General features: G+C 47.9%; 9 protein-coding genes. 8 read left to right on the forward strand and 1 reads right to left on the reverse strand.

The genetic code is table 11. The features are described 5' to 3' along the window. The first annotated feature begins 54 nt into the window (after positions 1-54). The 3 genes from ACRC4F_RS14400 (at position 55) to ACRC4F_RS14410 (ending at position 4196) form a co-directional block, all read left to right on the forward strand. Positions 55-1833, forward strand: a complete 1779-nt coding sequence (locus tag ACRC4F_RS14400) for an acyl-CoA dehydrogenase C-terminal domain-containing protein (protein WP_438659906.1) — start codon at positions 55-57, stop codon at positions 1831-1833. 51 nt (positions 1834-1884) lie between these two features. Then, on the forward strand, positions 1885-3531 hold the full coding sequence (locus ACRC4F_RS14405; RefSeq protein ID WP_438660132.1) for a fatty acid--CoA ligase: 1647 nt from the start codon (positions 1885-1887) through the stop codon (positions 3529-3531). Between the two features lie 140 nt (positions 3532-3671). Continuing rightward, positions 3672-4196, forward strand: coding sequence for a cupin domain-containing protein (locus ACRC4F_RS14410; RefSeq protein ID WP_438659907.1), 525 nt, complete (start codon positions 3672-3674; stop codon positions 4194-4196). A gap of 315 nt (positions 4197-4511) precedes the next feature. Here the strand turns inward: ACRC4F_RS14410 and ACRC4F_RS14415 are convergent, their stop codons facing one another. Further along, positions 4512-5492 (reverse strand): tyrosine-type recombinase/integrase, encoded by a 981-nt coding sequence (locus ACRC4F_RS14415; RefSeq protein ID WP_438659908.1) that lies wholly within the window; start codon positions 5490-5492, stop codon positions 4512-4514. A 356-nt stretch (positions 5493-5848) separates the two neighbouring features. Here ACRC4F_RS14415 and ACRC4F_RS14420 point away from each other — a divergent pair, with 356 nt between their 5' ends. From ACRC4F_RS14420 to ACRC4F_RS14440, 5 genes are all read left to right on the forward strand, one after another. Then, positions 5849-6478: a hypothetical protein gene (locus tag ACRC4F_RS14420; RefSeq protein ID WP_438659909.1), complete on the forward strand. Its 630-nt coding sequence runs from the start codon at positions 5849-5851 to the stop codon at positions 6476-6478. Next, the gene (locus ACRC4F_RS14425) at positions 6475-8535 is read left to right on the forward strand and encodes a hypothetical protein (RefSeq protein WP_438659910.1); all 2061 of its coding nucleotides are present in this window, start codon (positions 6475-6477) and stop codon (positions 8533-8535) included. Before ACRC4F_RS14420 ends, ACRC4F_RS14425 begins: the two co-directional genes overlap by 4 nt. A 14-nt stretch (positions 8536-8549) precedes the next feature. Beyond that, on the forward strand, positions 8550-9518 hold the full coding sequence (locus tag ACRC4F_RS14430; RefSeq protein ID WP_438659911.1) for a hypothetical protein: 969 nt from the start codon (positions 8550-8552) through the stop codon (positions 9516-9518). After that, positions 9515-10960 carry a hypothetical protein gene (locus tag ACRC4F_RS14435; RefSeq protein WP_438659912.1) on the forward strand — a complete coding sequence of 482 codons (1446 nt, stop codon included), beginning with the start codon at positions 9515-9517 and terminating at the stop codon, positions 10958-10960. Before ACRC4F_RS14430 ends, ACRC4F_RS14435 begins: the two co-directional genes overlap by 4 nt. Positions 10961-11256: 296 nt before the next feature. Continuing rightward, positions 11257-12327 (forward strand): flavin-containing monooxygenase, encoded by a 1071-nt coding sequence (locus ACRC4F_RS14440; protein WP_438659913.1) that lies wholly within the window; start codon positions 11257-11259, stop codon positions 12325-12327. The last annotated feature ends 29 nt before the right edge of the window (positions 12328-12356 follow it).

The following is a 12356-nucleotide window of genomic DNA, read 5'->3' on the forward strand; positions in this document are numbered from 1 at the left end:
TTCCATTGAGCAGGGCACCTTCAATGCCCTGATGTTTGCCTGAGGATTTCAATCATGTCTGATTACAAAGCCCCCCTGCGTGATATGCGGTTCGTACTGAACGAAGTGTTCAAGGTCTCCAGATTGTGGGCCAGCCTGCCGGCACTGGCGGACGTGGTGGATGAAGACACCGCCAATGCCGTCCTTGAAGAGGCCGGCAAGATCACCGGTGAGCTGATCGCACCGCTCAATCGCAGCGGCGACGAACAGGGTTGTTCCTGGAACGACGGGGAGGTCACTACGCCGGCGGGTTTCGCTGGCGCTTACAAAGCCTTTGCCGAAGGTGGCTGGGTTGGCGTGGGCGGTGACCCCGCGTTTGGCGGCATGGGCATGCCCAAGGTGATCGGCGCCCAGGTGGAAGAAATGGTCAATGGGGCCAACCTGTCGTTTGGCCTGTATCCGATGCTGACTGCCGGTGCCTGCCTGGCAATCAACGCTCATGCCAGCGACAAGCTGAAAGCCGCGTACCTGCCCAACTTGTATGCCGGGGTCTGGAACGGATCCATGTGCCTGACCGAGCCGCATGCCGGTACCGATCTGGGCCTCATTCGCACCCGTGCAGAGCCTCAGGCTGACGGTTCCTACACAGTCAGCGGCACCAAGATTTTCATCACCGGCGGCGAGCACGACCTGACCGAGAACATCATTCACCTGGTGCTGGCCAGGTTGCCGGACGCGCCCGCGGGCCCCAAAGGTATTTCGTTGTTCCTGGTGCCCAAGGTGCTGGTCAACGCCGATGGCAGCCTTGGTCAGAGAAACGCGCTGTCCTGTGGCTCGATCGAACACAAGATGGGGATCAAGGCGTCGGCCACCTGCGTGATGAACTTCGACGGCGCCACGGGCTGGATCGTCGATGCGCCCAACAAGGGCCTGGCGGCGATGTTTACCATGATGAATTACGAGCGCCTGGGCGTAGGCATTCAAGGCCTGGCGACGGCTGAACGCTCTTATCAAAATGCGCGGGCATACGCTCGCGACCGTTTGCAAAGTCGTTCGCCGAGCGGCGCGCAAGCCAGCGACAAGGTGGCCGATCCAATCATCGTGCACCCCGACGTGCGCCGCATGTTGCTGACCATGAAAGCCTCGAACGAAGGCGGCCGCGCATTCTCCACTTACGTGGCGATGCAACTCGACACCGCCAAGTTCAGCGAAGACGCGACCACGCGCAAACGCGCGGAAGACCTGGTTGCGCTGCTGACGCCGGTGGCCAAGGCATTCCTGACTGATCTGGGACTGGAGTCGACCGTGCACGGCCAGCAAGTGTTTGGCGGTCACGGCTACATTCGCGAATGGGGCCAGGAGCAACTGGTGCGCGATGTGCGTATCACGCAGATCTATGAAGGCACCAACGGCATTCAGGCGCTGGACCTTGTCGGGCGCAAGATCGTCGGCAGCGGCGGGGCGCTCTACAGCCTGTTTGCGGACGAGATCCGGCATTTCACCGCAACCGCCTGTGCGGACCTCGCACCCTTCACTCAGCCGCTCAACGCGGCTTTGGCCACCCTCGACGAGCTGACCGCCTGGGTACTGGACCGCTGCAAATCCAACCCCAATGAAATCGGCGCGGCGTCGGTCGAGTATCTGCACGCTTTCGGTTACATCGCTTACGCCTACATGTGGGCACGGATGGCAAAAGCGGCTTTCGGCAAGGAAGCGCAGGACGACTTTTACGCCAGCAAGATGGGCACCGCGCGTTTCTATTTCGCGCGCCTGTTGCCACGCGTCCATTCCCTGGCAGCGTCGGTCAGGGCGGGCAGCGACTCGCTTTACCTGCTCGACGAGACGCAGTTCTGACCCAGTGAACCGGAGATGACCTCCAATCAACAGCCTCAGGAAGACTTCACCGTGGTAACCACAAAAATAATCGATCCCGCGCAGGGCGCGTACGCCTATCCGCTGTTAATCAAGAGCCTGTTGCTTTCGGGCGCACGGTATTCGCCCGATCAGGAAATCGTCTATGCGGACAAGCTGCGCTACAGCTACCGAACGCTGAATGAGCGGATAAAACAATTGGCCAATGCGCTGACGAACATCGGCGTCAAGGCTGGGGATACGGTGGCGATACTCGATTGGGACAGCCATCGTTACCTGGAGTGTTTCTTCGCGGTGCCAATGATTGGCGCGGTGTTGCACACCGTCAATATCCGTCTTTCCGGGGAGCAGATCCTCTACACCATGAACCACGCCGAGGATGACTGGGTGCTGGTTCATGATGATTTCCTGCCATTGATTGAACCGATCCAAGGCCAACTGAAAACCGTCAAAGGCTACATTCAACTCAGTGACGTCGACACCGCATCGGCTCTATTACCCGCGTTGGGCGAGTACGAAAGTCTGTTGGCGGACGCGCAACCGTCTTTTGATTTTCCTGATTTCGATGAACACTCCGTGGCGACGCTCTTCTACACCACCGGCACCACTGGAAATCCCAAGGGCGTCTACTTCAGCCATCGCCAATTGGTTCTGCATACGCTGAACGCAGTGGGCACGCTCGGTGTGTACCAGAGCCTGCCGCTGTTGCGTTCCGACGACGTGTACATGCCCATCACGCCGATGTTTCATGTGCATGCCTGGGGCGTGCCATATGTCGCGACGTTGATGGGGATCAAGCAGGTTTACCCGGGACGCTATGAACCCAACAGCCTGGTCAGGTTATACCGCCAGGAAAAGGTCAGCTTTTCCCATTGCGTTCCGACGATTCTGCAAATGATCCTGGATTGCGACGAAGCGTCGGGCACTAACTTCAACGGCTGGAAAATGCTATTGGGCGGCAGCGCGCTGACCCAAGGACTCGCAACCCGGGCCACCGAACGCGGTATGCGCATGCATAGCGGCTACGGCATGTCCGAAACGTGCCCATTGCTTTGCCTGACTCACCTGCAGGACGCCGAGCTTGAACAACCCGCGCACGCGCAAGTGGCCGCCCGCATCAAGACCGGGGTGGCGGTGCCGATGGTGGAGTTGAGAATCATCGATGCCAACGGTTACGAGGCGCCACAGGATGGTGAGGCGCTGGGTGAGATCGTGGTACGTGCCCCGTGGCTGACTCAAGGTTACTTGAAGGAGCCGGGGCAGGGCGCTCAACTGTGGGAAGACGGTTGGATGCATACCGGTGACATCGGCTCTATCGACGCCTTGGGTGTCGTGGAGATCAAGGACCGGATCAAAGACGTCATCAAGACGGGTGGGGAGTGGATCAGCTCCCTGGAACTGGAAAGCCTCATTAGTGAGCATCCGGCAGTGGCGTCCGTTGCAGTCGTCGGCATTCCTGATTCACAGTGGGGAGAACGGCCGATTGCGTTGGTAGTATGCAAGCCGGAAGAACGGATTGATGCCAGCGTGTTGGAGACTCACCTTCATCAGTATGTTCAAAGCGGCCGTATTAATAGGTGGGCGATTCCCCGGCAGATTCGGTTCGTTGATGAGATCCCTAAAACCAGTGTCGGAAAGATAAACAAGAGACTGATCAGGGAAAACGAACGACTAAAGTAACCAGGCCGCATTGGAGAGATAAGGCTCCGTCGTTAAAACGGAGCATTTGAAATAAGTCGACTAAAGGGTCATTTAGCATAGTTATCATCTATCACGACGATTAAGAATATAGATTATCTAATAAAAGAAGGGCCGCTTCCATGACTAACCGTGCGTTTGCTACTCAAGTCCCTAGTGCTGAAACAGTCATCACTGCCTTGGGGCTGGAGTCTCACATGGAAGGCGGTTTCTACCGCAGGACCTTCCAGTCGGATCACCATTCAATGGTTGAAACAGGTAGCGGCCCGCGTTACCTGATGACTTCCATTTATTACATGCTGACCAAGGATTCGCCGACAGGTCATTTTCATCTCAACCAGTCAGACATCGTGCATTACTACCATTTGGGAGACGCGATTCAGTACAGCCTGATTTTTCCAGACGGCACATTGAAAACTGTGGTGATGGGCAGCGACATCATCGCCGGACAATGCTTGCAGCTGCATGTACCAGGCGGTGTCTGGAAAGCTTCACGGCTGACAGATGGTCTGGCGGGATACGGATTGATCAGCGAAGCGGTTTCACCAGGGTTTGATTATGCGGACATGGAACTGGGCAATCGGCACAGGCTCAGCGATCAGTTCCCGGAGCATTCGGAGCTGATTGGACGATTGACAGAAAAATGAGGGGCAGAGCGCCGAAGCAAATATTATAAAAGATGTCGTTAGGCAGATTTTCATATTTGTCAATTATTTATAAATACTTTGTAAATTTTCTCTGAGGTGTGATGGCTAATATTAGTTCTGGTTTTTAGAAGTAAAAAAAATATTGGTGGGCTAATTGAAGTAAATAAAATAAAAGGATTAAGAAAAGTTTTTTAATTATGTTTCTTATCGGCGTCGACGTAAATTCTTACCCCACAATACCTCTAAAGTGAGCATGTCAGGGAGTAGTAGCGGAAAAGGCATGCCTCTATACGGCTGTCTACATTTGACAAATTTTTATATGTTTTTGTTGTTAAAAATTATTTTAATATTCTGATTGTCGGATTTATCGTACGTAGCCGTGGTTGCAATATCAGCGTGTCCCAACGCGGCTTTTGCTGTGTTGAGGCCGTGCTCACGAATGAGGTCGGAAGCTAATGTAGTGCGAGCATCGTTTGGTTTTATGATAGGTACTCCAGCAAACTTGCAGCGTTCACCAAGTGCTCTCCACAATCCATTCGGACTTATAGGTGATAGGGGTCTGCCCCCCTTGCTCATATGGTAGAGGATAGCCCCCTTACGAATGTTCCACCTCGCTAACTCAGCAAGCCATTCTCGCAGCGGTTGAATAGCCCAGGCTGCGAGGTATTTTTCGGTAAAATGACCTCCTAAGACCTGAGTCTGGAACGTCCCCTCATTTAGATCCAGATCTTCAATTTTTAGTTGCGTGGCTTCTGTTCGACGCACACCGGACCCAAACAAAATGCTCAGCATTGCTTTGTCGCGCATTCCCAATGTTGTCCTTTCATCTCCATCACAGCTCAGAAGTAAGCGACGGCGATCACGTTCCCTAATGTACTGACGTATCTCCGAAAAGGTCTCTCGCTTCGGCCCCCGGACCCTTCTCATGGGCTCATATTGGTCATGATGGACCAGATGGTGTATCACGCATGACTCAACAACACCACGCACAGCGAAGATATAGACACGAATCGAGGCGCTAGACGCGATTCCGCGCCAACTCTCCACCAACTGAGCCAATTCCGGCGCGCTAATTTGATCCCATGGCACAAAGGGCAGAGGAACCTCCTCGTATCCTAAATCGTCCGCCGCTTTTCGTAATCCATGCAGCACTGTCGCTCTACTATTTTTTTTGGAAAAGCGGCTTAGAAAAGCCTCCAACGCGAATTCGACAGTGAACCTTGGAGCGCGGTCAATTGGCCGTAAGGGCAGAGTTGCTTTAGCGCTAAAGTTTGCTTCCAAGTCAGGTTTTTTCATTAGAATTCATCTCCTGCAAGGTCTGTAAGTAAATAAATCCTGAAAAATCACATATATAAGAAGAGGCCATCTCGAAAACGCAGTGACTGCTCTCGCTCCTTCTAAATCGTAGCTGAACAACAGGAGGGGTGAATAAATAAATATTTAAATTATATATCAACTAGGGGGCACGAATCGGCACAGAGAGAACCACTAGGTTTGCTGGAAAAACGCTATAAGATTTATCGTTTTTAATAAAAATAATTATGATGCTGAAGAAATAACCAGCTAACGTAAGGTGGTGGTAAATGGCGGAGCTGTTAGTGAAGAGGCATTAAACTATGGGGTCTCTTAAGTCGAAAATGCGCGGAAATTTAATGTCTTCCCATGGGGCCAGGAAGAATACAAAAAACACATTGTGGGTCGTCTATAGTACTAAGCTTAATCGAGATATTGCACTTGCGAGCAATAGTGAGTGTATTTATTGGGCGGCTTGCTTAGAAGCCAATCCGAAAGTGGAGAGTTTCGATTTTGGCTACATCATAGACATTAAAATTGATCGTGAAGATAGCTTCAGAAAAAAAGAGATGATAAGGGTGGAACTGGTAGGTGGAGGATTAGAGTTTCACGGTTTTTCATCGGGTGACGGAAGAAAAATTTACTTGGAGGCTTTCATTCTGACCGAAAGCGTGACAAGGAAAATCACTTGCGTCAGTGTGTTTGGTGATTATCTTGCTGAAAAATCAAGAGCCGCGGAAAGATGGCTAAGGTTAATTTCATATTCGGCGCAAATTAGAAATGAAGTATGTAATGTCGAGTACCAAGCATTAAGTTTGGTTGTGCGGAGCTTAGAGCATGGAACTGTTAACAATCTGCTAATAATGACTGAAATGCATGATCCAATGTTGATACTAGGAGTAGTGTCCCGGATGGCTCTTGCTGGCGAAATTATTGTCGATATGTCGGAGCGTCCGTTTGGTAGAAATACATCGTGGAGGTTGGCGTGAGCGAAAGACGTACACGCTTGGAAATTGAGGCATCCATTCGAGCCACTTTACCGTGGTCAGATGTGTTTGTGGAGGACATGACGGAAAACAATCGCAGTATCTTTCTCAATCGTCAGGAAGCGGTTTCTTTATACGTACAAGGCGAGCCTCTGGAGTCGATTTTTGAAACAACAGCCATTACTCAGACGGAACTTCATCGTTTGATCAAGCGTTGCTTAAGTATTGCAGCCGATGGGTTGGTGTGGGGCAATCGTGCGCTCATTCCACATAATCGCCAAAAAAAATATGAAAGAACAGCGATTGTGACCAATAAACTTCCTGAGCATAAATCAGGTTACTCAGGGCTTTTTTCACAGTTACTTGAAGAACACCCAGATCTAAAAGAAAAGATGATATCGAAAATTTTAAACATGAAAACTAAAGGTGAAATTAATGAGTTTCGAATTAAACCGGCACAGATCCATAGGTTATTTTTAGACTACTTGAAAGATCACAAACACCCTATGACGGATTGGCCGTTCAATGCGAAACTTCTCGGAATACGTACTATAACAACCTTTGTGAGAAATGTTATAGAAAGCAATTTTGACCGCGCAGTCATGGTCTACGGCGAAGAGGGGGCAAGAGCGCACCTTTCTGTCGGCACTGGAAAAGAACCAGCTATGAGATTTGAGGAGGTCCTGGACGCTGTAGAAATTGACAGTCACAAGATAGATGCTGAATGGACTATTGGAATAAGTAATAGCGTGGGCTTAAAAACTTATATTAATATAAAGAGGCTCAACATACTCGTCATGGTAGATCGAGCGTCGACTGCAATTTTATGGTACTTGATAGTTTATAGCAGTGAAGTCAGCGCTTCTGACGTCGTAAGAATGATTACTGAAAGCCTGCGCGCTGAGTTACCAAAGCCCGAAACCAATATTTTAAATATGGAAATAAAAGGTGACTCTGGATATCCAGCAGAAAAATTTGAAGAAATAAAACATGCTTTACCTTCAGTTTTAATGCCAGACAATGCGCTGTCAAATTTGGCGTCGGCGGTTTCTGTTAAATTAAGGAATAAACTAGGTTTCTCTTTATGTTTGGGTGCTCCTGGCCACTTTGAGATGAGACCAAACGTGGAGCGGACTTTTGGTAAATTGGAACATGCAATATTCCATAGGTTCCCCAGTACGACTGGCTCCAATCCATTTAAGGGGCGTGCCAAAAATGGAGGGGCAGTCGCTCAAGAACTAAAGATGGAGGCTGATGTAGTAGAAGAAATTGCATACCATTTTTTCGCACAGCACAATGCTATACCGAGTGAGGGTATATGCCATTTATCACCACATGATTTTATTCGGCAAAGATTAAGCCTCAGTAATGGTCATTTCATAGGCCGAAAACTACTTCAATATCAGGTCAGCAAAGTGACGCACTATCGAACTGTAGTGAAAGTGACAGTTAAATGCTATCCAGATCGAGGGGTTCGCCCATTCGTTCAAATTGATAGAGTTCGATACTCTAGCGACATTTTAAGAGACGCCATTTGGTTAAGAAATAAAAAAATAACTGTTGAAATTGATGAGCATGATCTGCGTGCAGTCCGTGCGTATTATCCTGATGGTAGTCTGCTCGGTATGCTGAAGGCTGGAGGGAAGTGGTCATTAACAAAGCACAGTCGAAAAACCAGGAAAGCTATAAATAGTCTAAAGTCGGCGCGATTATTAATTGTGACGGAATTTGATGATCCAGTGGATATTTACCTAAAGCATTTGGCCGGTATTGCGACAAGCAGGCTCGCTCCACAAGCTGATTCGCCTGTGTCAGTAGTGAAAACAATTCGAAGTGCCGCAACTGAACTCAATCGTTTAGTGCATGAAACCGACTATCATGACAGCAATATCGCTACTGATCCAATTCCGACGGAACAAGTCGAATCAGAAAATAGTTTGTGCATTGCTGGTAATCATGACCTTGAAACTCACAATGGTAACTCTAAAGGTTCAAGTGATATGCACTCGGTGATACCTAGTGCTATGCCTGATCTGAATAAATTAATAAGAGGTCTTTAGAGGAGTCGTTAACCATGCAGTTCTTCGATCCCAATGATGCGGCGCAACGTGATAGTTTATTATCAGATCATCCAGTAGTAAGAAACAGATATATAGCGTTAACTCCAACCATTGAGTATTCCTACCGATTAGTACGGGAGCGAATTTGGCTCAGCAGTCCAAGTGTTTATTTTTTTTCAACGCCTAGGATGGGTAAATCCCAATGCGCTAAGGCTATTCGGCACTTAGCATCTCAGGAGTTCGCTAATAAATACATTGTGCTCGCAGCCTGCGATCTGACTCACGAAGAAAGTGTTGTTTTTACCATTGCAAATGCAATTGGATTATTTCGCAAAGCCCGTGAGCCTATAGATAAGTTAAGGGAGCGAATTATAACTCACATACTCTGCGAGCTCTCCTCTATTGATGGAAGTCATTTTCTTTTGCTATTGGATGAGATGCAGACCCTTGGTGAAAAAGAATATCAGCACCTTCAAGTTATTCAGAACAGATTGAAGCTGCTGGATGTTTCGATGACTACCATTGGTTTTGCACAAACTGAAATTAATAGTGTGCGAACGTCATTTATTGCTTCAGACCAAACTGCTCTAGTAGCGCGTTTTTTGAGTGAAAGAATAGAGTTTCGTGGATGTAGTTCTAAGGAGTGGTTGGAGGAGGTACTCCGATCCTTTGATGAAATTTTGTTTTATCCAGTGGATAGTAACTGTAGCTACACTCAGTTTTTTTTACCAAAAGCCTTTTCGGTCGGCTTTAGAATTTCATTTTATTCTTCGATGATTTACGACTGTGCTGTTGAGGCGGTGTCAGGATCCAGCAAGCGTATCATACCGGTAGAGCATATGTTTCATTCTGTCCAGTTAGTATTAATAAATTCGCGCTTAAGTGATGACGAAGGCTTTGTGCTCAATATTAATCTTGTGAAAGATGCGATGCTTAAATCTGGGATGTCCGAATTTGCCAAGCTGATGGGTAATGGCCAATGAACAACATACTATCCTTTCCAAAAAAAATGGTCCGCTTCGAATCTTCGTGGCTGATATTTGTTAAAGCGTTAATGTTAAATGATATTAATACCAATGAGTTTTGTACGATTATCTGTAAGCCTCGTTTTAAAGTCTCACCCTCCATCTTTCATTGGTGGGAAAGCCATCAAGTTGATGTGCTTGCCCTAACTAAAATATTAGGCCTACCGAAAACTACAATAGATGAAGGATTTATCGATCGTTTAATATTGTCTAAGTATTGCGCGCGTAGTGTAAAGGTCAGGCATTGTCCAATGTGCATAGAGCACAATTACCATTCACCTTTTTTCCAAATAACGTGGCTAGTAAACTGCCCTTGGCACCATGTCGCTCTTGAAGAGTGCAGCGCCTGCTCATCTTTTTTGAACGGACGTTCTATAGATAAAATTAAATCTGGCGTCTCTGTTCCGAACTGTATTCATATCGCTAAATTGCTAGTTAGTATGTTTCCTTTGGTGACTCTTTCTGAGGAAGTCTTGAAAAGCATGATTCAGTGGAGTGAAGCAACTGTGATATGGTTGCGCGCAGCGCATGCCCTGAATTTAGAAGACACTTGGGATCTAATGTCACACCTTCCAAGTCTGGACTTGAACAAAAATTTCTTTTTGTATTTTCGATTTATTGAGAAAGAAATTGGAGCTGCTACATTTGATGTTCCTGCACCTTATTGCGAGGTGAAGTACGTGTTAGTAAATTCTTTGTCAAAGTGCGAGTGTGATTTACAGGTCGATCACTCAGATAAACAAGACCTTGAAAGCGCTTTACGATCTCTGAGAAGATATTTTTATAAAAGTTACATTCGTAGCCATAAAAAATGCTTCAATGCCATGAGACAGCTGGATGTTATGCAGTGTTCCAAACTGGATTTGACAGTTTGTTGTGGGTGCGTAATAGCATACTTTTCCTGGTTGATGTCCTACAACAGCTGTTTTCGGATAGCTGAAGTTACAGGTAAAGCCAATCCTATACTAGATGATGAGGACTTATTGGATGCAGAATTACAGCATTGGAATAAACACGAAATTTTAAAAATGGCGTACATTAAATTTTATGACATTTGGGCTGCTCTGGAGCTGTATGTCGAACGTTTACCAAGGTGTTCAATACTTGTAGTTTATAAAAACCAAATTAGAAAAAAATTTTTAAACCCCACAAACTTTACATTCTTCTCTCGTCAATCTCTAGATGCTCCTCAAGGCAGTATTCGTTGTTACTTTGTGGCAGATGACTTTCTCCAACAAAGAAACATTTTGCGTTGCTCTCGGCGGAATAATAAAAACCTGGTAGTCGCGGATTTAGAATACCATCCTGACTATAATGCAGTAGGTATCGCTCCTAGTCGAGTTTTCGTACTTGCAGATCGCACAAAACCGTATAAGACTATAGGATACATAAATATTTAAGTTGCGAGTGTGTGAGGGGGGGCAGGTTTCGCAGAATGGTTTCAATTGCTTGCTTTACTGATTGCGCTGTCTAGGGTTTGATAATGTTGCGAATGACTAACTTGCTTTAGATATATGGTCGATAATTTTGTAAAGCGTTGCTATGTGACAATGCAATCAATGAGGGTGGATGGGCCGGCGGTGTTGGCACGGCTCGAAGCCATGCTTCAGCACATGAAGAGTCTGGCTCCGTTTTGCTGCCCTGGTGTATCTAAGTAGTTTTTTTATCATTTCAATATATGCATGAGTGCGCATACATGAACATAATTAATGAGCCCACGGATGTCATCGTTATTGGTGCGGGCCAAGCTGGGCTCGCGTGCGGTTGGCATCTGCGGCAGCAGAATCTCAGTTTTCTCATATTGGATGCTGAGAGCCAGCCAGGTGGAAACTGGCGCAATTACTACGACAACCTGAGATTATTTTCTCCTGCTGCTTACTCGTCTTTACCTGGGATGCCCTTTCCAGCGGAAGCTAAGCACTATCCGCTACGCGATGAAGTCGTACGTTATTTGGAGCAGTACGCGGACGCTTTCCAGCTACCCATTCGGCAGAACATACGAGTCCAGAGAGTGAGTAGGGAGGATGGATTCTTTTTGCTTCAGGCATCTGATGGTCAGCGTTTCTGCTCAAGAGCGTTGATCGTTTGCACTGGCGGATTCAACCAGCCGTTCATCCCTGACATTCAGGGGCTGGGGAGTTTTCGCGGGCAACGTTTACACAGTGCTGATTACCGAAATGTCGACGGCTTCAGTGATCAACGAGTAGTGGTCATAGGTGCTGCCAACTCAGCTGTACAAATTGCCCATGAGTTGGCTCAAGTCAGCAGCGTCGTATTGGCGACAAGGGAATCGATTCGGTTTTTTCCGCAAAAGATCCTCGGTGTGGATTTTCATGCTTGGCTCAAGTGGACAGGGATGGAGAAGACTCGTTGGCTGAATGATCAAAGTACCCCTGTACTGGATGATGGTACCTATCGTCGAGCCATGAAGCAGGGACTTTTTGAGCGCAAGCCGATGTTCACGGAGGTAACGTCAACGGGCGTGATCTGGGCTGATGGGCAGCACACTGACGTGGATAGTTTGGTTTTCGCGACCGGGTTTCGTCCGAACCTTCGTTTTTTGGCAGGTCTGCACGTGGCGGGCAATGAAAGCCTCACCCAACGCAACGGGAAAGCGGAGCACGTACCGGGTTTGTATTTTGTGGGATTACCGAAGCAGCGCAACTTTGCTTCGGCAACCCTTAGAGGCGTTGGGCCGGATGCTTCTCACATCATTCCTAGCTTGATGCGCTTCATTCACAATGCATCGGCCCCACTGTTCGCTTGATGCCGGGTATCGACTTTTTTCTGCTCAAC

Origin of the sequence: Pseudomonas sp. (assembly GCF_051660785.1) — a bacterium.
In the GTDB taxonomy this organism is placed as follows: Bacteria; Pseudomonadota; Gammaproteobacteria; order Pseudomonadales; family Pseudomonadaceae; genus Aquipseudomonas.

Coding starts and splice junctions, on each gene's coding strand:
- ACRC4F_RS14435 (WP_438659912.1), top strand. CDS start 9,515: ATGAACAACATACTATCCTTTCCAAAAAAAATGGTCCGCTTCGAATCT.
- ACRC4F_RS14400 (WP_438659906.1), top strand. CDS start 55: ATGTCTGATTACAAAGCCCCCCTGCGTGATATGCGGTTCGTACTGAAC.
- ACRC4F_RS14440 (WP_438659913.1), top strand. CDS start 11,257: ATGAACATAATTAATGAGCCCACGGATGTCATCGTTATTGGTGCGGGC.
- ACRC4F_RS14420 (WP_438659909.1), top strand. CDS start 5,849: ATGTCTTCCCATGGGGCCAGGAAGAATACAAAAAACACATTGTGGGTC.
- ACRC4F_RS14410 (WP_438659907.1), top strand. CDS start 3,672: ATGACTAACCGTGCGTTTGCTACTCAAGTCCCTAGTGCTGAAACAGTC.
- ACRC4F_RS14415 (WP_438659908.1), bottom strand. CDS start 5,492: ATGAAAAAACCTGACTTGGAAGCAAACTTTAGCGCTAAAGCAACTCTG.
- ACRC4F_RS14430 (WP_438659911.1), top strand. CDS start 8,550: ATGCAGTTCTTCGATCCCAATGATGCGGCGCAACGTGATAGTTTATTA.